This window comes from Brevibacillus sp. SIMBA_040, from assembly GCF_046535075.1.
GTDB lineage: Bacteria > Bacillota > Bacilli > Brevibacillales > Brevibacillaceae > Brevibacillus.
This window is the reverse complement of record NZ_JAWRXI010000031.1, coordinates 1-23,136: the sequence shown is the minus strand read 5'-3', so window position 1 is coordinate 23,136 and position 23,136 is coordinate 1. Positions and strand designations below refer to the sequence as shown.

The following is a 23,136-nucleotide window of genomic DNA, read 5'->3' as shown; positions in this document are numbered from 1 at the left end:
ACTTGTTTATCCCTATGCGCAAAGACAACCTTAATTCGGAAGCGATTGTGCGACCTCAACTTACGTTTTGGCAGGAAGCATGGCTCCGTTTGCGAGGAAACAAGCTGGCCCTTATGGGATTAGTCATTATTATCGTGCTGGGTGTCATGGCGACGATCGGCCCTATGATTTCTGGTCATGAATACTCCAAGCAGTCGATTATTTCTAAAAATCAGGCACCCTCTGAGAATAATTGGTTCGGTACTGATGAGTTCGGTCGTGATGTCTTTACCCGTGTCTGGTACGGGGCGCGTATTTCCTTGTTTGTTGGATTCATGGCAGCTCTGATCGACTTTTTCATCGGTGTTCTGTACGGCGGAATTGCTGGCTATGTAGGCGGACGAGTGGATAACATCATGATGCGCTTCGTCGACATCCTGTACGGACTTCCTTATTTGCTCGTTGTCATTTTGCTCATGGTTGTTATGGGGCCAGGGCTGGGAACGATTATCGTGGCATTGAGTGCTACTGGCTGGATTGGTATGGCTCGTACCGTGCGCGGTCAAGTCTTGCAAATGAAAAGCTCCGAATACGTATTGGCTGCGAAAACGATGGGAGCAAAGCCGTTCTACATCATTCGCAAGCATCTGCTTCCAAACACAATCGGTATCATCATCGTTTACGTGACCTTGTCTGTACCATCGGCGATCTTCTCGGAAGCGTTTCTGAGCTTCCTCGGCTTAGGTGTCCAAGCGCCTATGGCGAGCTGGGGGGTAATGGCCAATGATGGACTATCGACCATTTTATCTGGTCATTGGTGGCGACTCTTTTTCCCGGCCTTCTTCATTTCCATGACGATGCTAGCGTTCAACGTGCTTGGTGATGGCTTGCGCGATGCATTCGATCCGAAGGCAAGGAGGTAAGCGACATGGATCATACAGAAAAATTGCTCGAAGTAAGCGGGCTGCGTGTCGTTTTTAAAACGCATGGTGGCGAAGTGAACGCGGTTCGGGATGTGAGCTTTAGTCTAAACAAGGGCGAGACGCTGGCAATTGTGGGTGAGTCTGGCTGTGGGAAAAGCGTAACGGCTCGCAGCGTGATGCGTTTGATCCCTGAACATATCGGAAAAATCGCGGGTGGCAGCATCCTATTCAAAGGACAGGACCTCGCGAAGCTGCCGGAAAAAGAAATGCGCGAGATGCGCGGCAAAGAAATCTCCATGATCTTTCAGGACGCGATGACCTCGCTCAATCCGACGATCTCTATCGGTGAACAGATTATGGAAGGGATTATCCGCCATCAAAAGGTCTCCAAAAGTGAAGCACGCAGGCAAGCAATCGAAATCCTGCAATTAGTCGGGATCGCCAACCCGGAGAGCCGTCTCAAGCAATATCTGCATCAGTTTAGTGGAGGGATGCGCCAGCGTATTATGATCGCGATTGCGCTCGTCTGTAAACCATCCATTCTGATTGCCGATGAGCCAACGACTGCTCTGGACGTAACGATTCAGGCGCAAATTATTGATTTGTTTAAAAGTATTCAGCAGAAGACAGGCGTATCGATCATCATCATCACGCATGATTTGGGCGTAGTCGCCAAGATTGCGGATCGGGTGAACGTTATGTATGCAGGGAAGGTAGTAGAATCTGGTCCGGTGCGCGACATTTTCTACAATCCACAGCATCCGTATACAAAAGGCTTGCTCGCTTCCATGCCACGACTCGATGCTGACCGTGAAATACCGCTTAGTCCGATTCCGGGTACGCCGCCTGATCTGTTTGCTCCGCCAATCGGCTGCGCTTTTGCTGCGCGTTGTGATTACGCTTTGGAGGTATGTCGCAATTACCAGCCTGCGGAATCGCATCTGCACAACAAGCACTCCGTCTCCTGTTGGCTGCAAGACCCGAGAGCCAAGAAGATGCTGGCTGCTATGCAGGCGCCAACGGGAACTTGAATGGGCGCTTTTTCAGGAACATGCCTGACAGGTCAATGACACGAATGACTTAGGTAGATGAGCTGCTTCTTATCGTGTAAAAGAGGTTGTCGTCCAACGGCACTATCCTTTTACGACATAAATAAAAAAAGTATAAGGGGGAAGAAACAGTGAAAAAATTATCAACCGTCCTGCTCTCCGCATCACTGGCTGTTTCCATGCTTGTAGCTGGCTGTTCGGGTCAACCGGCGAACAATCAATCAGCGCCACCAGCAGAGAACAATCAGCCGAATACATCGGCACCAGGGGATCAAGCAGCCAAGCTCCTGCTTCTGAACAACATCAAGGAGCCTACTTCTCTCGATCCGCCGATTGGTTTTGATGAACCGTCCTACAACATCCTGAACAACCTGATGGAAGGCTTGACCCGTCTGGATGAGAATCAAAAGATTCAACCAGCAGCAGCTAGTGAATGGAAAGTATCCGAGGATGGCAAAACATATACCTTTACCTTGCGTGACAGCAAATGGAGCAATGGTGATCCTGTAACCGCTCATGACTTTGAATACGCTTGGAAGCGCATGCTCGATCCAGCCCTGGCATCTCCAGCATCCTTCCTCGCTTATATCATTGAAGGTGCAGAAGCATACAGCAGCGGCAAAGGTAAAGTGGAAGACGTAAAAGTAAAAGCGTTGGACGACAAAACATTGGAAGTAGTACTGGCGCAGCCTGCGTCCTGGACACTCCTCTTGGCATCCAACCCGGCCTTCTTCCCTGTACATAAAGCGACAGGCGAAAAAGATCCGAAATGGGCTGCCGAAGCGGCTACATTCGTTGGTAACGGACCATTCAAGCTGACTGAATGGGCACATGACAGCGAATTGAAAATGATGAAAAACGAGAACTACTGGGATGCGGCAAACGTAACGTTGGCCGGTGCCGTTTGGAAAATGATCGATGACGAGAATACCGAGTATCAAATGTTTACAAACGAAGAGCTGCACAGAACAACAACCGTTCCAGCGGATATGGCTGACCAGCTGTTCAAAGATGGTAAGGTCTACGTAAAAGATGGAGCAGGTACAGAGTTCTACCGCTTCAACGTAACCAAAGAGCCGTTTGACAATGCCAACATCCGTAAAGCGTTTAGCTTGGCGATTGACCGCCAAACATTGGTTGACCTCGTGCTGATGCGTCAACAAAAACCAGGAACAGCCTTCGTTTCCTTTGGTTTGCCAGATGCAAATGGTAATGGCGACTTCCGTCAAGTAGGCGGAGAATTGGTGAAGTTCGATGCAGCAGAAGCGAAAAAGCTGCTGGAACAAGGTATGAAAGAAAAAGGCTATACACAGCTGCCTGAGGTTACACTCACGTACCGTAGCGGAACGGCCAATGAAAAAACAGCGCAAGCGGCTCAAGAAATGTGGAAGCAAAACCTGGGTGTAGATGTGAAGCTGCAAAAAGTAGAAGGAAAAGTACTGACCGATATGCAAAAGCAATTGCAGTACCAAATTGCACGTTCTTCCTGGTTGCCTGATTTCGGAGATGCGATCAACTTCCTGGACATTTTTCAATCAAAGAGCGGTAGCAACCGTACTGGTTGGAGCAATCCGGAGTACGACAAGCTGATCGAAGGTGCTTACAAAGAGCCAGATGATGCAAAACGTCTGCAAATGCTGCATGACGCAGAGAAAATTTTGGTAAGCGATGCTCCAGTCGCACCACTCTACTTCTATAACACATCTCTTCTCACTAGCGACAAGGTGAGCGGAATTGTCAGCTCTTCTCTTAGCTACACAGACCTGAGAAAAGCTGTTGTGAAGTAAAAACAGTTTGCCGGGAGAAGTCATTTCAGGCGGATGGAATGACTCTCCCCCCTTTTTTGCTGATTGTTTTAATAGTGCTATAATTTAGTATGTCATTACAGAAAAAAATACAGACAAAGAGACCACAAGTGCTAGAGAAGATGGAGGAAAACATGATTATTCAAGCCATCGAAGTAAAACGAATTTCTGTTCCTTTGAAAAAACCTTTTAAAACTGCTTTGCGTACGGTGCACAATCTGGAATCAGTACTGGTCAAAATTACTTGCGACAATGGCATGGTAGGCTGGGGTGAGGCTTCTGCTACGGTCGTCATTACAGGTGACAGCATCGAAAGCATCGAATCGGCTATCCTCAATACGATGAAGCCACAACTCATCGGCCTGAATCTGATCGCCTATGAGCAGGTCTTCCAAACTCTGCATCAGTCCATGGTGGGTAATACAAGTGCAAAAGCTGCTGTAGACATTGCCCTCTATGACCTCATTTCGCAGCGTGCAGGAATGCCTTTGTACCAATTCCTCGGCGGATACCGCGACCAGTTGGAAACCGATTATACAGTCAGTGTGAACTCGCCGAAAGAAATGGGAGAGGACGCAGCGGCTTATTTGAAAGAGGGCTTTAACGTTCTGAAGATCAAGGTCGGTAAAGACAATATCGAGGATGATATTTTACGCATCCAGGAAATTCGCAAATCTGTGGGCAATCAGGTGAAGATTCGTCTTGATGCCAACCAGGGATGGAATGTAAAAGAAGCGGTTCAATCCATTCGCAAAATGGAGGACATGGGTCTTGGCATCGAACTGATTGAACAACCTGTAAAAGCGCATGATCTGGAAGGCTTGAAGCGGGTAACAGATTCGGTCGATACGCCAATCATGGCTGACGAGAGTGTATTTTCGCCGGCTCAGGCGTTGCAGGTTCTCCAAAACCGTGCAGCTGACATGATTAATATCAAGCTGATGAAAGCAGGCGGTATTTTCAAAGCTCAATTGATCAACCAAATGGCCGAAGAACACGGTATTCCATGCATGGTTGGCAGCATGATCGAATCCCGCCTCGCGGTATCGGCAGCGGCGCATTTTGCAGCCAGCAAGAAAAACATCACTCGCTTTGACTTTGACGCTCCATTGATGCTTCTGCACGATGGGATAGATGGTGGCGTGGCATACGAGGGACGCTTGATGAAGATGCAAGAGGAGCCAGGACTTGGCTTTCGCTCGGTAAGCTTATGGGAAGGAGGAAAATAATCATGAAAACAGCAATTGTTTCTGTTTCGGTTGCGACCGTGTGGACCAAACCGGAATCTCCGCGTGACATTGACCAGTTAGCTCTGGGTACACCAGTAGATGCACGCAGCTGGCTTGCCTCGCTCACGATTGATGAAAAGCTCGGATTCTACGATAACAATGCGATCCAGACTCAGGCGCTGTACGGTACACGCGTAGAGGTGATCGAGGAGCATGGGGAGTGGTCACATGTACTGATTCCTGACCAGATCTGCAATAAAAATGAAAAAGGCTATCCAGGCTGGATTCCATCTCGTCAGCTCACTCCGTGGTCTTCTTCCTTTGACGTAAGCGATGGTCAAAAGCTGGCGATGGTAACAGCGGCATTTACCCATTTGCACAGCACAGACAAAGAGCCGGGTATGGAGCTTGCCTTTTTGACCAGACTGCCTCTAGTAGAAGAAACAGGGGACTGGGTAACAGTAGCGACACCGGACGGCACAGCGCTCCTGCGAAAAGAAGATGTGCGGATCGTGAAGGCCAATGAGCCAGTGGATCTGACCGGAAATCGCGGAGAAACCATAGTAGAAACGGGCAAACGATTCCTCAACCTGCACTATTTATGGGGAGGCATGTCCTCCTATGGATATGACTGCTCGGGCTTTGCCTACAATATGCACCGTTCCGTAGGGATTCAAATTCCAAGAGATGCTTCGGACCAGGCAAGAGCAGGTCAATTGGTAGAAAAAGAAGATTTGCTTCCAGGTGATTTGCTATTTTTCGCGTATGAAGAAGGCAAAGGAAGAGTCCATCACGTGGGCATTTATATGGGAAATGGAGAAATGATTCATTCGCCAGATTCCCGAAGCGCCATTGAAATCGTCAAGCTGGATGGCTACAAGCTGGAAAAGGAACATTCTGTCTCCAGACGATACTGGTAAATAGATAACGGGGGGAGGAATGGCCAGATGGACAGAAAGAAGCTGGTCCAGGTAAAGAACCTGACAAAAACCTTTACGTTGGAAAAAGGGCTCTCACTAAAAGCAGCGGACAACATCTCCTTTGAGATTTATGAAGGAGAGACATTTGGACTGGTAGGGGAATCTGGCTGCGGAAAATCAACGACGGGACGTACGATCATCGGTCTGTATCAGCCGACTTCGGGCGAGGTCTTGTTCGATGGGCAAAACGTTCATAAAGCTTCAGGTGGTGAACGGGGCAAAATTACCCGCAACATGCAGATGATTTTCCAGGACCCCTACGCGTCCTTGAACCCGCGTATGAACATTTCCGAGATTATTTCGGAAGGTCTGAATCTGAATGGCCTATACAAGGGTAAAGAGCGGATGCAGCGCGTAGTCGAGCTATTGGAAATGGTCGGTTTGCAAAAGGAGCATGCTAACCGTTTTCCCCACGAGTTCAGTGGGGGGCAGCGACAACGTATCGGCATCGCACGGGCGCTTGCCGTCAATCCACGCTTCATTATTGCAGATGAGCCGATTTCTGCATTGGACGTATCCGTTCAGGCACAGGTCGTCAATTTGATGAAAACCTTGCAGCGCGAGCAAAACCTCACGTATTTGTTTATCGCGCATGACTTGGCAATGGTTAAGCATATCAGTGATCGCATCGGCGTGATGTATCTGGGCAACATGGTGGAGATGACAACGAGTGAAAAGCTCTATGAATCCCCAAAGCATCCTTATACGCAGGCGCTTTTATCTGCAATTCCTGTCCCAGACCCGGATCTGGAGAAGAGTCGCGAGCGAAGCATTATCGAAGGAGACGTGCCGAGCCCGATCAATCCGCCAAGCGGCTGTGTTTTCCGCACGCGTTGTCCTGTAGCAAAGGAAGTATGTGCAAAGCAAAAGCCTACGTGGCAGGAAGTAGATTCCGGTCATTTTGTCGCCTGTCATCTGTATGAGTGATAGAGGCAAGCGAAATAGATCAACAGAAAATTCGACAAAGCTCTGACACCATCCCTGCCTGCTAGGGATGGTTTTTGTCGTGCAGATAGGCCCTATATTAAGGAAGGCTTACCAGCAAAATCGGGTAGGAGAACTGTTAATATTCTGTAAACTGGCAGGAATCAAACAAGTTTTGTCGAAATACGGTTACAGTAAACCATTTCGTTACTCGCTTACCTTCATCGTGAGTCTTCCATTCCAGGAGAAGTGAGGGTTGCATATGACTTTGAGTACCTCCTCATTCCATTCTACTCCCCGACGTTGGCGGGAAGTCGAAGCTCAGTTAGGAATTACCGTGCCCCGGTCGCTACGATCAGACACGTCTGCCTTGCTGTTTTTGGAAAGCGTCGCTGCAACACCCATGTTGGACAAAGAAGAAGAGCTAGCGTGCCTGATCCGCTATCAAAAGGATGGCGATCTGGATGCGCGCGAAACTCTTGTGAGAGCCTATTTGCGCTATGTCGTCAGTACGGCTTTGAGACATCTGAAAAGAGGTATGCCATTTCTGGATTTGATTCAGGAGGGCACGATTGGTTTGTTTACCGCAATTGACAAGTTTGACGTGGGCCGTGGTGTTCGTCTCTATCATTACTCGCATTGGTGGATATCCCAAGCGATTACGCGAGCGATCAACGACAAGGGGACTTTGATACGTATCCCTGTTCACATGCATGAACAGATTCGCCAGTACCAAAAACAAGTGTTACATCTCGTACAAGCATTAAACCGTACGCCCGATCGCCATGAGATTGCCGGACTGCTGGACATTCCAATAGAAAAGGTCGACGCGATTGAGCTTGCCTTGATGATGAAAATGGAGTCTATCGACGCAGAGCCAGATGACGATGCCTGGATGGCTGGGCATGACGATGAGTGCCTCAGCTATGCGGAAATCATGGATGATGGATTGTCATCTCTGGATGATTGGATCGAGAAAGTCGATTTACGCTCACAGATGCGCGCCGCTTTGGAACGATTGAGTCCGCGGGCGCAAGAGATCATTTCCATGCGATATGGTTTGTATGATGATCAGGTTTACACGTTGGAGGAAGTAGGCAAGATGTTTGGTCTTACCCGTGAGCGTATACGCCAGATCGAGGCTACTACGATTGATCGGCTGCGCACTCAAAAAGCTTCCCGAGTATTAAAAGATTATTTAAAGTAACGATTACGACGCGACCCCCTCTCAATTGCAGAGGGGGTTTTTTTGCGCGGATTGGCGCGTAGGAATAGAAGTGTTTGGGAAGCGCGGGGGCAGAAGCGTAGCCACTGTTTGTTGTGGTACACTGTTACAAGCAGCTTCAGAATTTTTTCATGCCAAAAGGAGGATCGCTACATGAGCGATTATTTAATAAGAGCAACCGGCTTTAATGGACATGTCCGTGCTTTTGCGGCACGTACGACAGATATTGTAGAGGAAATCCGTCGACGTCACGATATGTGGAATACAGCAACCGCGGCAGCTGGTCGTACATTGACCGTGTCGTTAATGATGGGAGCCATGTTAAAAGGAAACGAAAGCATCAATGTCAAAGTAAAAGGGAATGGCCCAATCGGCCAGATCGTGGCAGAAGTCAATGCAGATGGCGAAGGGGTCGCTTATGTTACGGAGCCGCATACTCATTTTGAGCTAAATGAAAAAGGCAAGCTGGATGTGGCACGTGCAGTGGGAACAGAAGGGTTCGTCTACGTGAGCAAGGATCTCGGAATGAAGGAACCGTATCAAGGCAGCTCCCCGATCGTTTCTGGAGAAATCGGAGAGGACTTCACGTATTATTTCGTCACGTCCGAGCAGACACCATCCGCGGTCGGTGTAGGTGTACTCGTGAATCCTGAGGATCGGTCGGTACTCGCTGCAGGCGGCTTTATTTTGCAGCTGATGCCTTTCACGCCAGATGAAGTGGTAGCACAGATTGAGGAGCGCTTGAGCCAACTGCCGCAAGTATCGCGCATGATTGGCGAAGGGCTGACACCAGAAGAAATTTTGGCGAGAGTGTTAGATGAGCCAAAATATCTCAGCCGCACCGAAATCAAATTTCACTGTAAATGCTCGGAGGAAAAAGTGACCCAAGCACTGATCAGCCTGGGACGCGAGGAAATGCAAAGCATGATCGATGAGCAAGGTGAGGCAGAAGTACACTGCCATTTCTGCAATGAACGCTATTATTATGACGAAGCTGCGCTCATAGGCATCTTGAAAGAAATGTAACATCATAAGCGACATGTAAGCGTGGTTTGAGGCGAGGAGAGGGTGGCATGACCAACGTCAAAGGGTTGTGGGCATTCATTGGAGCACTCGTATTGCTGTTGCTTGCCGTGACATGGGGCTATTACCAGTCGTCCGGCAAGCTTCAGTCTGCCGCGGTTGTAGGAGACAATACGATTAGTGAAGCAGCGTATGTAGCTGCACTCAAGCAAAAGTTCGGCAAACAAGTGCTGGATGACATGATTAATCGTGAAGTCGTTTTTCAGGAAGCCAAGCGTTTAGGGATTACCGTTGATCAAAAGCAGCTGGATAAAGAAGTGGCTCAAATTAAAGAAAGCTATGGAAGTCAAACGGACAGTGAATTTGCGGAAGCACTGGTCAAGCAAGCAGGAACGAGTGTGGAAGCATTGAAGCAGGAAATTACATATCAGCTGTTACTGCAAGCGCTCGCAACCAAAGACATTACCGTCAAGGACGATGAATTGCTGACGATTTACAACAACAACCCGGATCGCTACTCCAAGCCTATGCAGGTGCATTTGTATCAAATCGTAGTCGCATCACTGAAGGAAGCAGGACAAGTATCGGCAGAGCTTTCGCAGGGAGCTAATTTTGAAACACTCGCCAAGGAACGCTCCATTGATAATTTGACGGCGTCTAATGGAGGAGACATGGGGTGGATTTCGATGAATGCTTCCCGCTTGCCGGATGAGGCAAAAACGGTAATCGCTGATTTGGGAACGAATAAAAACAGCGCTGTCGTAAAAGTCGGAGATCAATATGCGATCTACCGCATCGCAGAAAAAAGGGATGCCGAGAAGCGATCCTTTGAGGAGATCAAGGAGGAGCTGCGGCGTGAGGTGGCCTATGCACAGGTAGAGTCCCTGGATACCATTCTTGAGCAGTTGCGAAATTCAGTAGGTGTTCGGATTTCTGGGCAAATGCCTCATTGACCAAATGGGCAACCGTTGATATAATTAAAACTATAAATCCTAGCGTTTTACTCGGCTATTAAAAATGAGGGGGCAGGACATATGCGCGTGGCTAATTCCATTACCGATTTGATTGGATACACACCATTAGTGAAGCTGAACCGTGTTGTCACCGAAGATAGTGCAGACATTTATTTGAAGCTGGAATTTTTCAACCCAGGAAGCAGTGTAAAAGACCGTATCGCACTCGCTATGATCGAGGCAGCAGAAGCAGATGGAAGTCTAAAACCCGGTGATACAATTATTGAACCTACGAGCGGAAATACCGGGATTGGTCTTGCGATGGTTGCGGCTGCAAAAGGCTACAAGTCCATTCTGGTCATGCCAGAGACGATGAGTATTGAGCGTCGCAATTTGTTGCGTGCATATGGAGCGCAGCTGGTTCTGACACCAGGAGCAGAGGGCATGGGTGGTGCGATTCGCAAAGCCGAAGAGCTGGCGAAGGAAGACAGCACCTATTTTATTCCACAGCAGTTTAATAACCTCGCCAATCCTGCGATTCACCGTGAAACGACTGCGCGTGAGCTGCTAGAGCAAGCACAAGAAATCGGCGGTGTAGATGCGTTTATTTCCGGGATCGGAACCGGTGGAACAATCACAGGCGTAGGTCAAGTGCTGCGCGAGCAATACCCGAATGTACACATTGTAGCAGTAGAGCCTGCGGCTTCCCCTGTACTCTCTGGAGGAAAACCAGGACCACATAAAATTCAAGGGATCGGAGCAGGCTTCGTTCCGCAGATTCTGGATACGGGTATCTATGATGAAATTATCAAGGTAGAGAACGAGGATGCGTTTGAAACAGCTCGTCGCGTTGCTCGTACGGAAGGCATCTTGGGCGGTATCTCCTCTGGAGCAGCCATTCATGCTGCATTGCAAGTAGCGGCTAAGCTCGGGAAGGGGAAAAAGGTCATCGCGATCATTCCATCCAATGGCGAACGCTACCTGTCCACTCCGCTCTATCAATTCGAAGACTAATTGGGAAAAAGTTACGAGACCACGGTGTGCCTTTTTATGCACCGTGGTCTTTTCATTCATATAGGCCGCCTATATAATGAACGGATAATACTACGTAAAAGACCGGAGCGTGAACAGGAGTGCCATTCCCTAGTTATGCAGATTGCCAGAATTACGCCAATACCTTTTCGTTAATCCCGCTAGCCGTTCGTGGTAAATGGGCATCTCATGTAGATCCATGGCAAGTATTAAAAGCTTTGCAGCCGTCTCTGCAAGATGCTGTCCTGTTGGAAAGTGGACGAGCGGGCCGGTATACGTTTTTGGGCGATCAGCCAATCGCAACCTTGCGTAGTGGGCAGGGAGAAACCGTGGTCGTGTATGCTGACGGTCGTGTAGAGAACCTTTTGGCGGATAATCCACTGGATGCATTGCGGAACCTGCTTGCCCGGTACAAAACACCCGTCATTCCAGAAATGCCTGATTTTTCTGGAGGCGCGGTAGGATACATGAGCTATGACATGAACCGGTTTTTTGAACCGACACTGCCGCAGATCGCGACAGACGACTTACAGTTGCCTGACCTGTATGTTATGATGATGCAAGACCTTCTTGTCTTTGATCATGAGACACGAGAAATCATCTGTCTGACCCATTTGTCGGCAGATAGATTGACTGAAGAGGCCTATCAGCAGAGTGCAGAACGTATCGAAAAACGCTTAGCTAGGGTAACTTCACTAGCGATGGAAACGGATCACACCGATTGGGAAGCCCTGCGGAAAAGACCGTTGTCACACGAGACTCCGGTAGAGGTATCGTTCGCCAAGGACCAGTTCGAAGAGGCAGTACGCCGAGTTCAGGAGTACATCGCCCAAGGAGACGTCTTCCAGGTGAATCTGTCTGTGAGGCAAAGCAAGCCTTTGGAGGTAACTCCGCAAGACGTTTATGAAGTCCTGCGCAAGCTGAATCCTTCTCCGTATATGGGTTACGTGAGCTTTCCTGAGTTTCAGCTGGTCAGCGCTTCACCCGAGCTATTGGTAAAGGTGAAGGGTGGCGAGGTGCATACGCGTCCGATTGCGGGTACCCGTCCACGCGGGCAAACAGATGCCCAGGACGAAGCTTTGGCACGTGAGCTGATCGATAATGAAAAGGAACGCGCCGAGCACGTTATGCTGGTTGATCTGGAACGAAATGACTTGGGGCGAGTTTGCCGCTTTGGAAGTGTCGAAGTGAGCGAATTCATGGTCGTGGAGAAATACTCCCATGTCATGCATATCGTCTCCCATGTCAAAGGAGAGCTTGCCGATGACAAGGATGCGTTTGATGCAGTAGCAGCAGCTTTTCCTGGAGGAACGATTACAGGGGCGCCCAAAGTGCGCACAATGGAAATCATCGAAGAGCTGGAGCCAGTCAAGCGCGGTGTGTACACGGGATCGATCGGCTGGTTTGGCTTCAATGGCGATGTGGAGGTAAACATCGCGATCCGAACCATGGTAGTAAAGGATGGCGTTGCCCATGTTCAGGCAGGGGCAGGTATCGTGATTGATTCGACACCAGAGGCAGAGTATCGTGAGTCATTGAAAAAGGCAGAAGCGTTATGGAAAGCACTTGAGCTTTGTGAGCAGAGAATGAGTAAGAAGAGCCTAGAGGAGATGAGCTAGATGATTTTGATGATTGATAATTACGATTCGTTTACTTACAACCTGGTGCAATACGTGGGTGAGCTGGGAGAAGAGCTGCAGGTACATCGCAATGACAAAATCACGCTTGAGGAGATTGAGCGGTTGGCCCCGGACTATTTGATGATCTCACCGGGACCATGCACACCAAACGAGGCAGGAATCAGCATGGATGCGATTCGTCATTTTTCCGGAAAAATTCCAATCATGGGAGTTTGCCTGGGGCATCAGTCCATTGGTCAAGTATTCGGTGGCAAAGTCATTCGTGCAGAGCGATTGATGCATGGCAAGACCTCCGAAGTCCTGCATGATGGAAAAACGATTTTCCAAGGCATTCCGTCTCCGTTTACCGCAGCCCGCTACCACTCCCTGATTGTGGAGGAAGCATCGATGCCGAGTGTATTGGAAGTAACAGCGCGAACAGCTGAAGGAGAGATCATGGCAGTTCGTCACCGTGAATACCCGATTGAGGGTGTTCAGTTCCATCCGGAATCGATCATCACCCAGCATGGCAAGCAGCTGCTGAAAAACTTCCTGACAACCTACGCGCGTCATACGACAGGATAACGAATAGATGATAGATAGATAGATACCGCCTTTTACAGGGCGGTATTTTTTGTTATGCCGTTTTGTTTACATACTCTTTATATAGGATTAATCCAGCCTAGATATAACGCTCGTACAATGATAAGAAAGCAGCAGAAAAAAGGAGCGATATGGAATGGATGTAAATCGTCGTCAGTTTTTAACCTATCTGGGAGCAGGGACAGCAGCACTGGCTTCTGTAGCTACCGGAATCCCTGCACTTGCAGCAGGTAGCGCTCTCTCGGGGAAAACAGCTGATCACCTGTTTGGACTGGATACGAAAAAGCATAATTTCAATCCGAAATTTAAAGAAATTCATCCAACAACAAAAGATGATGTGGTCCTTCCGGAAGGCTTCAAATACGATGTAGTTGCATCTTATGGCGATAAAATTAACGCAGCGGGCGATACTTTCGGTTTCAACAACGATTTCACCTGTTTTCTGCCGATCGATGGGAACCCAAATCACGGATTGTTGTGGGTGAATCACGAATATTTGGGTGAGTTGGAATATTACGTCACCGGTTATGACGCGTTGAATGCAAACCCGGACGATAACAAACGCACATCTGCACAGATTGAGAAATATTTGTACGCTTTGGGCGGCTCTATCATCGAAATTAAAAAAGAAAATGGCAGCTGGAAGCTCATAAGCGATTCCAAATACGGTCGTCGTGTGAGTGGCTTAACGAAGCATGCTTTGACCGGGCCTGCTTCATCTGTCAGCAAAGAAGTAATTGGTACGTTTGCAAACTGCTCTGGTGGGGTTACGTTCTGGAACACCGTACTGTCCTGTGAAGAGAACTACATGGATGTAGTGGGCGACTGCAAGCTGGAGGATGCGAATCACTACGGCTGGGTAATTGAGGTAGATCCATTCGATCCGAAATCCACACCGAAAAAGCATACTGCTCTTGGACGCTTTTCACATGAAAATACAGCTATGGTACTCGCGCCATCCGGTCAGCTCGTTGTTTATATGGGTGACGATGCCAAGGACCAATACGTGTACAAATACGTGTCAAAAGGCAAATTTGATCCAAAGGCCGGAAAAAATAACTCCAAGCTCCTGGAAGAGGGGACTCTGTTCGTTGCCAACTTTGGCAAAGGGAAATGGGTCGCTCTGGACTACGCAACAAGCGACGCTTTGAAAAAGGCTGTAAACGGTGAAGGCAAGCCATTGTTTACATCCCAGGCTGACGTACTGGTGAATTGCCGGGATGCTGCCAAAGCAGTAGGTGCGACACCAATGGACCGTCCAGAGGACCTGGAAGTTCATCCGATTGATGGCTCGATCTTTATCGCTCTGACGAACAACGATAAGCATGGCAATTTCTACGGTCAAATCGTTCGTCTGTTTGAAAATGACAACAACCACGCTGGTCTGGAGTTTACGTTTGAAATTTTTGCAGCAGGCGGTCCGCAAAGTGGCTTCGCAGCTCCTGACAATATGGCTTTTGACAGCGCAGGAAATCTGTGGGTAGTGACCGATATTTCTTCTTCCTCTACGAACACAGGCATTTTCAAGCCTTTTGGCAATAACGGCGTATTCTTTATCCCTACAACGGGAAATAGTAAAGGAATCGCTTCCCAATTCGCTTCTGGCCCAGTTGGCTCGGAAATGACGGGTCCTTGGTTTACTCCTGATGAAAAAACATTATTCTTATCGGTTCAGCATCCAGGTGAAAACCTCAAGTCGTATGACAAACCGACCAGCCACTGGCCAAAAGGCGCAAGCTCAGCAGCTATGCCGAGTGTGATTGCCATCACTGGTTTCTAGGACAAGGAGTGTAGCAAAATATGTTATCCAGCATTGGAATTCCTGGTCTGATTTTGATCCTGATCATTGCTTTGGTCATTTTCGGACCAAGTAAACTGCCTGAGATCGGTCGCGCTTTTGGACGTACCCTGACAGAATTCAAATCAGCCGCCAAAGATTTGACTAAGGATGACGACGATGACAAGGACAAGCCTAAAAAGGAAGCAATCGTTGATCTATCCGTAAGTAGCAGCGAGGATGCGTTGAAACGAGTCAACTAATCAGTTTGCGAAAGGAAGGCGGTGCGCTTTGAAACGCATCGCTTTTCCTTTTAGGCTTCTATCAGCTCACTCGGGGGGAAATCATGTGAATCAAGAAATGCCCTTTTTGGAGCATTTGACGGACCTGCGCCGCAGACTTTTGATTATTTTGTCGGCACTTGTAGTCAGCATGGTAATTTGCTTTTTATTTGTCGATCACATTTATCAGGCGCTCGCCAACCATTCGGGAGAAAAGCTGGCGATTCTCGGTCCGGGAGATATTCTGTCGATCTATATCAAATTGTCTGGAGTCGGTGCCTTGGCCTTGACGATTCCTGTAGCAGCCTATCAGGCATGGCGTTTTGTTGTTCCGGCACTGGAGGAGCGAGAGCGCAAGGTGGCTTTGATGTATATCCCGGCGCTGTTTTTCTTGTTTCTTTTTGGGCTGTCGTTTGCTTATTTTGTTTTGTTTCCGATGATGTATCATTTTGTCCTCGGACTCTCGAACGGCAATTTTGAGCTAGTCATTACGGCGAATGATTACTTTACCTTTATGCTAAACCTGTGCTTGCCTTTTGGGCTCCTGTTTGAGCTGCCTGTTGTGGTTCTTTTTCTCAGTCATCTGGGTATACTGAACCCGCATCGACTATCAAAAATGCGTAAGCCCGCTTATTTGGTGCTGTCGATCATCTCCATTACCATCACGCCACCAGACTTTTTGTCAGACATCATGGTCATCGTGCCGTTGATCATTTTGTATGAAATTTCGATTTCCATCTCTCGTTTCATACACGGTAAACGCACTCGGGAAACTGCGCTATCATCCGAAAATATGGTATGATGCTCTCAACAATATTATCGGGAGCGAACCATACATGCACGTATATGTGAATGGAACCATTTGTCCTGCCCAAGAGGCGACAGTCTCTGTTTTAGACCACGGATTTTTATACGGGATTGGTTTGTTTGAAACCTTGCGTGTGTACGACCGCAAATTGTTTTTGTGGGATGACCACTATGCCCGGCTGAGCTCCGGGCTTTTGGCGTTGCAAATTCGTCCTGCCTGGTCAAAGGAAGAGCTGGAGCAGGTGATTCTGCGTACGGTAGATGCCAATGACTTGCGTGATGCGTATGTGCGCTTGAGCGTGACAGCAGGCTCGGAGGGAGTTGGGTTGGTCTCTGATGGTTACGAACAGCCATCTTTATTTGTGTTTGCCAAACCAGTTGCAGCATTAGCCGATCCTCCTCAGCCCAAAAAGCTGCAGACACTATCCTTGGCCCGTCAGACAGCAGAAGGGCTGACGCGCTTCAAATCACACAACTACCTCAATAATGCTTTGGCCAAACAAGAAATTGGCGCAAAGCAGGATGTAGAGGGCTTATTTTTGACGCATGACGGCTATTTGGCGGAAGGAATCGTGAGCAATCTGTTTTGGATAAAGGATGGCAGCTTGTTTACGCCTTCTTTGAACACGGGCATTTTGGATGGTGTGACTCGCCAGCACGTAATGATGTTAGCCAAGCAATTGTCCATACCCACGGTCGAAGGACAATTCCGTCGGGAAGAATTGCCTCAGGCAGATGAAATCTTTGTAACCAATTCGGTCCAAGAGATCGTTCCAGTAAGCGAAATCGATGGTCAGGCGGCCATTACTGTCTACGGAAAAATCACCCGTGAACTGCACCGCGCGTACCGTCATTCTGTAGCGATGGAAGTGTAAATTATGGTATGCTACTAATCAACATGCTAAGACGGAAAAGGGAGTAAGGCTATGAAGTACAATCCATTCCGAATCCACGCGACTACACATGCGGAAGTGGTGTCGGAGCTGTCAAAAAGGGGCATTGCTTCTCCCGAATGCGAGCGATTAGCCGCTGACTGTGGAGCAGGCTTGATGATTCATATACAGAACTTGACTATGTCAGATGCCCTTCTTTTGCGGGAGGACATGCTGTCTGCCGGAGGAGAGGCTGTCATCTCGGCTGATCCTGTGAAGGAGGATACAGTATATGTCCTTCTTCTTGCTGGGCAAAAGCAGCTGGAGCTGACACTACAGCGTATTGTGGGCAAGTCGCCAGGATTGAGTGCTGCAGCGGCAGAGGTACGGGAGATTTTGGCTAGATCTGCACAGCTGCGCAATCGACGAGAATTGGTTTGTGGACGTCGAGTATTGCCGCTTGGCGAGCGGACGTTAGTTATGGGGATATTGAATGTGACGCCGGATTCCTTTTCAGACGGTGGACGCTTTGTTGATTTGGACCAGGCGTTGGCACAAGCTCGTGCCATGGTAGAGGCGGGGGCAGACATCATCGACATTGGCGGGGAGTCAACACGCCCAGGAGCGGAACCGGTAGATGAAGCGCAGGAGCTTGACCGGGTATTGCCGATTATCCGTTTATTATCCGAGGAGCTAACCGTTCCGCTCTCGATTGATACGTATAAAGCGGCAGTTGCGGATCGGGCGCTAGCGGCGGGAGCGCACATTATCAATGATGTATGGGGGGCCAAGCGCGATCCGCGGATGGCTGGGGTTGCTGCTCGCCATGGTGTCCCCATTATTTTGATGCACAATCGTACAAACACGGACTACCATGATTTCTTTGCAGATTATGTAAAGGATTTGCGAGAGTCGGTGCAGATCGCTTTGGACGCAGGTGTCAAACAAGAGCAGATTATTCTCGACCCGGGAATCGGGTTTGTGAAGTCTGTGGATCAGAATTTAGAAACGATGAGACGTCTCGACGATCTGGTTGCCTTGGGTTATCCCGTCTTGCTTGCTACCTCCCGAAAAAGAATGATCGGACATGTCCTTGACCTTCCTGTAGAAGAGCGAGTGGAAGGAACAGCAGCGACAGTCGCGCTTGGTGTGGCGAAAGGCTGTCATATGGTCCGGGTACATGATGTAAAGGAAATGAAGCGCGTTACCAAGATGATGGACGCAATGTTAAAGGGGGGCATTCCCGTTGGATAAAATCTTCTTCAGCGGTATGTCATTTTATGGTTTCCACGGGGTGTATGGTGCAGAAGCTGAGCTGGGACAACGTTTTATGGTCGATCTCGAGCTGTCCATCAATTTATCTCGCGCGGGGGCAAGTGACGATCTACATGATACAGTGAATTACGCAGAGATTTTTACCTGTGTGCAAAAGGTAGTAGAGGGCGAGCGCTACAACCTGGTGGAAAGGCTGACCACAGAAGTTGCTCGGCAGCTGTTCACGCATTTTCCTCTGGTGGAAGTAAAAGTGAAGGTAACGAAACCGAACCCACCTATCAAGGGTCACTATGAAGGTGTAGCGATCGAGATGATACGCAAAAGAGAGGATTTTGCTTTATGACAGTCTGTGCGTATATCGCCCTTGGTTCCAATCTGGGAGATCGTGCCGAGACTCTGCGCCAGGCGTTGAAAAAACTGAACGATCAACCTGGCATCCGTATCCTTCGGGTTTCCTCTGTTTATGAAACGGAGCCTTTTGGTAACGTGGAGCAGGAGGCTTTTCTGAATATGGCTATTGCTATCGAAACCTCTCTGTCTCCAGATGAGCTGCTACATACAGCTCTGGCGGTGGAGCGGGAGCTAGGTCGTGTGCGCACGATTCGTTGGGGACCGCGTACCATTGATATTGATCTTTTATTGTACGGGAAGTCCCGCATATCGCAGGAGCATCTCGTAATTCCGCATCCAGGAATAAGTCAGCGGGCGTTTGTGCTGGTTCCGCTGCGTGATGTATGGGAGGGCGGCGCTCTGCCTGAGTACAAGCAGACTATCGAGCATTATCTATCGTTATTGGTAGAGGATCACAAGGGGGTACGTGAGTGGGGAACAGTCAATTGGGAAATCGAATCAGATCGTTCCGAAAGCTAAAAGGGTATACACAGCAGTCTCTTTCGGAAAAGCTGGGAGTGTCACTTTCTTTTGTCGGTTCACTTGAACGCGGAACAAGAACGCCTACAGAGCCTGTTTTGCGCAAGATCGCCAGCACTTTACAGGTCGACTACGACGAATTATGTGCTATAAATAAATAATGACTTTTGGAAAGGTCTGTCCTCTCCAGGAACCCGCCTGTATAACGGGAAAAGGAGGTCCATATAGATGAAAATCGGAAATGTTGAGTTAAAAAATAACGTGGTACTCGCGCCTATGGCAGGAGTATGCAATCCAGCCTTTCGTTTGATTGCCAAAGAGTTTGGCACAGGGCTGGTATGCGCAGAGATGGTGAGTGACAAAGCGATTATGCACGGAAACAAAAAGACGCTGGATATGCTTTTTGTCGATGAGCGCGAAAAACCGCTAAGCCTGCAGATTTTTGGTGGCGACAAGGAAACGTTAGTCGGCGCAGCGAAATATGTAGACCAGAATACCAATGCAGATATCATTGATATCAACATGGGCTGTCCTGTTCCGAAAATTACGAGCTGTGATGCAGGAGCGCGTTTGCTGCTGGATCCAGATAAAATTTACGAAGTGGTCTCTGCGGTTGTTGATGCGGTGGATAAGCCGGTCACAGTGAAAATGAGACTCGGATGGGACGAGGAGCACTTGTATGTGCTGGATAATGCTCGCGCTGTAGAACGTGCGGGTGGTAGTGCGATTGCTGTGCACGGACGTACTCGTGTCCAAATGTACAAAGGTCATGCAGACTGGAGCTGGATCGGTAAAGTAAAAGAAGCTGTCTCCATTCCAGTAATTGGTAACGGCGATGTTGCTACACCAGAAGATGCCCGCCGCATGCTGGATACAACCGGCTGCGACGGAGTTATGATTGGACGCGCGGCACTTGGAAATCCGTGGATGCTGTATCGTACCATTCAGTATTTGACGACTGGTGAGTTGGTTTCAGAACCATCCGTTCGCGAAAAAATGGAAATCTGTCTTCTGCATGCAGAACGCTTGATTGCATTGAAAGGGCCGCGAGTAGGTGTTCTTGAAATGCGCAAGCATGCGGCCTGGTATTTAAAGGGTCTGCGGGGCGCTACCCAAACGAAAAATTTGGTAAATGCTGTCGAAACCGAAGAGGAGCTTCGTCGCACGCTATTAGACTACGTCGACTGGGTAGAAAATTACGCAGATGACAGTGAAGAACCCATGGAAACCGCACAAAACGAGGCGGTTAGCTACTAGATTTGGATTCGCATTCCAGACATTGACAAGGGTTCCTTCATATCCTATAATACTCCGTAATATTGGGAGTCAAGCTGCCAGTCCATCCTGGCAGCTTTCCCTTTGAATCCTCACAACTATTGTGCTTTGGCTGTATATTGTATAGAACAACTACATATAATCCTTTGTACTTTACCCAGTACAAATGGAATCATTTTTTAAAACGGGGGAATTGAATCATGTCTGAAAAAGAAGTCATCCTTACACCAGAAGGTTTAACGAGACTCGAACAAGAGCTCGAAGATTTGAAAACGGTTAAACGGAAGGAAGTAGCGGCTCGAATTAAAGAAGCGATCAGCTTTGGTGATATTAGCGAGAACTCGGAATACGAAGAAGCGAAAAATGAGCAAGCGTTCATTGAAGGCCGTATTCTGACTCTCGAAAAAATGCTCCGCAATGCTCGTATCATCACCAATGATGATGTGGATACCGGGGTTGTGAGTGTAGGCTCCAGAGTTCGCTTGAAGGATCTGGAGTTCGGAGATGTGGTAGATTACACGATTGTCGGTTCTGCAGAATCTGACCCGATGAACAACAAAATCTCCAACGAGTCTCCTGTAGGTCAAGCGCTTCTGGGTAAAGCAAAAGGCGCAGTTGTTGATGTAAACGTTCCAGCGGGTACAATCCAGTATGAGATTCTTGACATTAACTTGTAAGTAGTAGCCCAGTGGCGTACCTTTTAAAAAGGTACGCCGCATCGTTATTTATTCGCATTGTACAATGTTGTTAAAGTAGGTATTTTTTAGAGGAGTGGATACAATGTCTAACGAGCAAGATTTGCAACAAGAAGAGCAGCAGCAAGAAGGGCTTCACGAGCTGCTGCAAGTGCGTCATGATAAAATGAACCAAATTCGCGAGTGGGGCTTTGATCCGTTCGGGAAAAAATTCGAGCAGACTCATCATGCTGCTGATATTGTGAAAGCTTTTGCTGATAAGTCCAAAGAAGAGCTGGAAGCAGAAGAAAATGTGGTCACGATTGCTGGCCGTTTGATGGCTAAGCGTGCAATGGGTAAAGCGAGCTTTGCACAGCTCTTGGACCGTTCTGGTCAAATCCAGATTTATGTGCGCCAGGATACGATTGGCGAGGATACACACAAGGTGTTTGATTTGAGCGACATCGGAGACCTTCTTGGTGTTCAAGGTGTTGTTTTCAAAACGAAAACGGGCGAGCTCAGTGTAAAAGCAAAAGAGCTCACGTACCTGACGAAGTCTCTGCGTCCATTGCCAGAAAAATATCATGGCTTGAAAGATATCGAAACACGTTATCGCAAACGCTATGTAGATTTGATCGTCAACCCGGAGGTTCGCGATACGTTCATTACGCGCAGCCGCATTTTGACTTCGATGCGCCGCTATTTGGACAACCTTGGCTATCTCGAGGTTGAAACCCCTACACTCCATGCAATCGCTGGTGGGGCATCTGCTCGTCCGTTTATTACGCATCACAATGCGTTGGACATGCAGTTGTATATGCGTATTGCCATTGAGCTGCATCTGAAACGTCTGATTGTTGGCGGTCTTGAAAAGGTATATGAGATTGGCCGTGTTTATCGTAACGAAGGGATCTCCACACGACACAATCCTGAGTTTACGATGATCGAGCTGTATGAGGCTTATGCAGACTATCAGGACATCATGACGCTGACAGAAGAACTGATTGCCCATATCGCACAAGAAGTTCTGGGTACGATGAAAATCCAGTACCAAGGCAATGAAATCGATCTGACACCAAAATGGCGCCGTGTTCATATGGTTGATTTGATCAAGGATGAGCTTGGCGTTGATTTCTGGAAGGAAATGAGCGATGACGAAGCTCGCGCTCTGGCAAAAGAGCATGGGGTTTCTGTAGAGCCTCATCATACCTTTGGTCACGTTGTTAACGAATTCTTTGAACAAAAGCTGGAGGATACGCTGATTCAGCCTACGTTTGTATACGGTCATCCAGTGGCAATTTCTCCATTAGCGAAAAAGAACGATCAAGACCCTCGTTTTACAGACCGTTTCGAGCTGTTTATCGTTGCGCGCGAGCATGCGAATGCGTTCACCGAGCTGAACGATCCGATCGATCAGCGCGAGCGCTTTGAGGCTCAGCTGCTGGAAAAAGAAGCAGGAAATGATGAAGCGCATGAAATGGACGACGATTTCATCGAGGCATTGGAATACGGTATGCCGCCTACAGGTGGACTCGGTATCGGGATTGACCGCTTGGTGATGCTGTTGACCAACTCTCCATCGATTCGCGATGTCCTGTTGTTCCCGCATATGCGTGCGCGTGATTAATCTAGGAAAGCTAGCAAAATGGATAGCCGTCTGAATGAATTTCAGGCGGCTATTAATTTTTTACTTGCACTAAAAACTTTCAGGTGGTATAGTAAGTCCTGTTCTTCTTTATTGCATACATCCATCACATCCGAATGAAAAATTAACACTTGCTTTTTGCTTGGTTGTGTGATAGATTGATGAAGTCGCTGTTGCACAGCTTTTAAAAAAAGTTGTTGACATGACTTGGACAACCTGATAGGATAAAGAGGTTGTTGCGAAAATGCTCTTTGAAAACTGAACAGCGAAAGCGTTAATGAGTCTATCATTAAATGATTTGCCAGCTTTGAACCAG

At 48.3% G+C, this 23,136-nt stretch carries 24 protein-coding genes; 23 read left to right on the top strand and 1 reads right to left on the bottom strand.

Annotation, left to right across the window (positions count from 1 at the left end; all coding sequences use genetic code 11):
• Positions 1–14: 14 nt before the first annotated feature.
• The 23 genes from SB752_RS30725 (at position 15) to lysS (ending at position 22,802) form a co-directional block, all read left to right on the top strand.
• On the top strand, positions 15–902 hold the full coding sequence (locus SB752_RS30725; protein WP_410719238.1) for an ABC transporter permease: 888 nt from the start codon (positions 15–17) through the stop codon (positions 900–902).
• Positions 903–907: 5 nt separating this feature from the next.
• Positions 908–1,933 carry an ABC transporter ATP-binding protein gene (locus SB752_RS30720; RefSeq protein ID WP_410719215.1) on the top strand — a complete coding sequence of 342 codons (1,026 nt, stop codon included), beginning with the start codon at positions 908–910 and terminating at the stop codon, positions 1,931–1,933.
• A gap of 149 nt (positions 1,934–2,082) precedes the next feature.
• Positions 2,083–3,738, top strand: a complete 1,656-nt coding sequence (locus SB752_RS30715) for a peptide ABC transporter substrate-binding protein (RefSeq protein ID WP_410719214.1) — start codon at positions 2,083–2,085, stop codon at positions 3,736–3,738.
• A 152-nt stretch (positions 3,739–3,890) separates the two neighbouring features.
• Positions 3,891–4,985 carry a dipeptide epimerase gene (locus SB752_RS30710; RefSeq protein ID WP_410719213.1) on the top strand — a complete coding sequence of 365 codons (1,095 nt, stop codon included), beginning with the start codon at positions 3,891–3,893 and terminating at the stop codon, positions 4,983–4,985.
• A gap of 2 nt (positions 4,986–4,987) precedes the next feature.
• Entirely contained in the window at positions 4,988–5,905 is a 918-nt protein-coding gene (locus SB752_RS30705; protein ID WP_410719212.1) for a C40 family peptidase, read from the top strand.
• Positions 5,906–5,932: 27 nt separating this feature from the next.
• Complete coding sequence (locus SB752_RS30700; protein WP_410719211.1) at positions 5,933–6,892, top strand: ABC transporter ATP-binding protein; 960 nt, start codon at positions 5,933–5,935, stop codon at positions 6,890–6,892.
• A gap of 259 nt (positions 6,893–7,151) precedes the next feature.
• Positions 7,152–8,096, top strand: coding sequence for a sigma-70 family RNA polymerase sigma factor (locus SB752_RS30695; protein ID WP_410719237.1), 945 nt, complete (start codon positions 7,152–7,154; stop codon positions 8,094–8,096).
• 171 nt (positions 8,097–8,267) lie between these two features.
• The gene (gene hslO / locus SB752_RS30690) at positions 8,268–9,140 is read left to right on the top strand and encodes an Hsp33 family molecular chaperone HslO (RefSeq protein ID WP_410719210.1); all 873 of its coding nucleotides are present in this window, start codon (positions 8,268–8,270) and stop codon (positions 9,138–9,140) included.
• Positions 9,141–9,187: 47 nt separating this feature from the next.
• Positions 9,188–10,090: a peptidyl-prolyl cis-trans isomerase gene (locus SB752_RS30685; RefSeq protein ID WP_410719209.1), complete on the top strand. Its 903-nt coding sequence runs from the start codon at positions 9,188–9,190 to the stop codon at positions 10,088–10,090.
• Between the two features lie 81 nt (positions 10,091–10,171).
• A complete protein-coding gene (gene cysK / locus SB752_RS30680) occupies positions 10,172–11,104 on the top strand; it encodes a cysteine synthase A (RefSeq protein WP_410719208.1) in 933 nt (310 codons plus the stop codon).
• A gap of 119 nt (positions 11,105–11,223) precedes the next feature.
• Positions 11,224–12,741, top strand: a complete 1,518-nt coding sequence (gene pabB, locus SB752_RS30675; protein WP_410719207.1) for an aminodeoxychorismate synthase, component I — start codon at positions 11,224–11,226, stop codon at positions 12,739–12,741.
• A complete protein-coding gene (gene pabA, locus SB752_RS30670) occupies positions 12,742–13,326 on the top strand; it encodes an aminodeoxychorismate/anthranilate synthase component II (RefSeq protein ID WP_410719206.1) in 585 nt (194 codons plus the stop codon).
• 154 nt (positions 13,327–13,480) lie between these two features.
• On the top strand, positions 13,481–15,124 hold the full coding sequence (locus tag SB752_RS30665) for a PhoX family protein (protein ID WP_410719205.1): 1,644 nt from the start codon (positions 13,481–13,483) through the stop codon (positions 15,122–15,124).
• Between the two features lie 20 nt (positions 15,125–15,144).
• The gene (gene tatA / locus SB752_RS30660; RefSeq protein ID WP_410719204.1) at positions 15,145–15,384 is read left to right on the top strand and encodes a twin-arginine translocase TatA/TatE family subunit; all 240 of its coding nucleotides are present in this window, start codon (positions 15,145–15,147) and stop codon (positions 15,382–15,384) included.
• A gap of 85 nt (positions 15,385–15,469) precedes the next feature.
• Positions 15,470–16,204, top strand: a complete 735-nt coding sequence (tatC, locus tag SB752_RS30655) for a twin-arginine translocase subunit TatC (protein ID WP_410719203.1) — start codon at positions 15,470–15,472, stop codon at positions 16,202–16,204.
• A gap of 34 nt (positions 16,205–16,238) precedes the next feature.
• Positions 16,239–17,084 carry an aminodeoxychorismate lyase gene (gene pabC / locus SB752_RS30650; RefSeq protein WP_410719202.1) on the top strand — a complete coding sequence of 282 codons (846 nt, stop codon included), beginning with the start codon at positions 16,239–16,241 and terminating at the stop codon, positions 17,082–17,084.
• Positions 17,085–17,135: 51 nt separating this feature from the next.
• Complete coding sequence (gene folP / locus SB752_RS30645; RefSeq protein ID WP_410719201.1) at positions 17,136–18,335, top strand: dihydropteroate synthase; 1,200 nt, start codon at positions 17,136–17,138, stop codon at positions 18,333–18,335.
• Positions 18,328–18,699: a dihydroneopterin aldolase gene (gene folB / locus SB752_RS30640; RefSeq protein WP_410719200.1), complete on the top strand. Its 372-nt coding sequence runs from the start codon at positions 18,328–18,330 to the stop codon at positions 18,697–18,699. The genes folP and folB overlap by 8 nt, the downstream gene beginning before the upstream one ends.
• The gene (gene folK / locus SB752_RS30635; RefSeq protein ID WP_410719199.1) at positions 18,696–19,226 is read left to right on the top strand and encodes a 2-amino-4-hydroxy-6-hydroxymethyldihydropteridine diphosphokinase; all 531 of its coding nucleotides are present in this window, start codon (positions 18,696–18,698) and stop codon (positions 19,224–19,226) included. The genes folB and folK overlap by 4 nt, the downstream gene beginning before the upstream one ends.
• Positions 19,178–19,387, top strand: a complete 210-nt coding sequence (locus SB752_RS30630; RefSeq protein ID WP_410719198.1) for a helix-turn-helix domain-containing protein — start codon at positions 19,178–19,180, stop codon at positions 19,385–19,387. Before folK ends, SB752_RS30630 begins: the two co-directional genes overlap by 49 nt.
• Before the next feature lie 67 nt (positions 19,388–19,454).
• On the top strand, positions 19,455–20,483 hold the full coding sequence (dusB, locus tag SB752_RS30625; RefSeq protein ID WP_410719197.1) for a tRNA dihydrouridine synthase DusB: 1,029 nt from the start codon (positions 19,455–19,457) through the stop codon (positions 20,481–20,483).
• Between the two features lie 218 nt (positions 20,484–20,701).
• Positions 20,702–21,178 carry a transcription elongation factor GreA gene (gene greA / locus SB752_RS30620; protein WP_103110461.1) on the top strand — a complete coding sequence of 159 codons (477 nt, stop codon included), beginning with the start codon at positions 20,702–20,704 and terminating at the stop codon, positions 21,176–21,178.
• Positions 21,179–21,281: 103 nt separating this feature from the next.
• Positions 21,282–22,802: a lysine--tRNA ligase gene (lysS, locus tag SB752_RS30615; protein ID WP_410719196.1), complete on the top strand. Its 1,521-nt coding sequence runs from the start codon at positions 21,282–21,284 to the stop codon at positions 22,800–22,802.
• A gap of 41 nt (positions 22,803–22,843) precedes the next feature.
• Here the strand turns inward: lysS and SB752_RS30610 are convergent.
• Positions 22,844–23,136, bottom strand: a 293-nt coding sequence (locus SB752_RS30610) for a hypothetical protein (RefSeq protein WP_410719195.1), incomplete at its 5' end; no start/stop codon positions are given.

Bases quoted from the DNA above. Each gene is read 5' to 3' on its own strand.
- dusB (WP_410719197.1), top strand. From the start codon at position 19,455: ATGAAAATCGGAAATGTTGAGTTAAAAAATAACGTGGTACTCGCGCCT.
- folK (WP_410719199.1), top strand. From the start codon at position 18,696: ATGACAGTCTGTGCGTATATCGCCCTTGGTTCCAATCTGGGAGATCGT.
- SB752_RS30705 (WP_410719212.1), top strand. From the start codon at position 4,988: ATGAAAACAGCAATTGTTTCTGTTTCGGTTGCGACCGTGTGGACCAAA.
- SB752_RS30720 (WP_410719215.1), top strand. From the start codon at position 908: ATGGATCATACAGAAAAATTGCTCGAAGTAAGCGGGCTGCGTGTCGTT.
- hslO (WP_410719210.1), top strand. From the start codon at position 8,268: ATGAGCGATTATTTAATAAGAGCAACCGGCTTTAATGGACATGTCCGT.
- greA (WP_103110461.1), top strand. From the start codon at position 20,702: ATGTCTGAAAAAGAAGTCATCCTTACACCAGAAGGTTTAACGAGACTC.
- SB752_RS30695 (WP_410719237.1), top strand. From the start codon at position 7,152: ATGACTTTGAGTACCTCCTCATTCCATTCTACTCCCCGACGTTGGCGG.
- folP (WP_410719201.1), top strand. From the start codon at position 17,136: ATGAAGTACAATCCATTCCGAATCCACGCGACTACACATGCGGAAGTG.
- cysK (WP_410719208.1), top strand. From the start codon at position 10,172: ATGCGCGTGGCTAATTCCATTACCGATTTGATTGGATACACACCATTA.
- pabA (WP_410719206.1), top strand. From the start codon at position 12,742: ATGATTTTGATGATTGATAATTACGATTCGTTTACTTACAACCTGGTG.
- SB752_RS30710 (WP_410719213.1), top strand. From the start codon at position 3,891: ATGATTATTCAAGCCATCGAAGTAAAACGAATTTCTGTTCCTTTGAAA.
- SB752_RS30685 (WP_410719209.1), top strand. From the start codon at position 9,188: ATGACCAACGTCAAAGGGTTGTGGGCATTCATTGGAGCACTCGTATTG.
- tatA (WP_410719204.1), top strand. From the start codon at position 15,145: ATGTTATCCAGCATTGGAATTCCTGGTCTGATTTTGATCCTGATCATT.
- SB752_RS30700 (WP_410719211.1), top strand. From the start codon at position 5,933: ATGGACAGAAAGAAGCTGGTCCAGGTAAAGAACCTGACAAAAACCTTT.
- SB752_RS30725 (WP_410719238.1), top strand. From the start codon at position 15: ATGCGCAAAGACAACCTTAATTCGGAAGCGATTGTGCGACCTCAACTT.
- pabC (WP_410719202.1), top strand. From the start codon at position 16,239: ATGCACGTATATGTGAATGGAACCATTTGTCCTGCCCAAGAGGCGACA.
- lysS (WP_410719196.1), top strand. From the start codon at position 21,282: ATGTCTAACGAGCAAGATTTGCAACAAGAAGAGCAGCAGCAAGAAGGG.
- SB752_RS30665 (WP_410719205.1), top strand. From the start codon at position 13,481: ATGGATGTAAATCGTCGTCAGTTTTTAACCTATCTGGGAGCAGGGACA.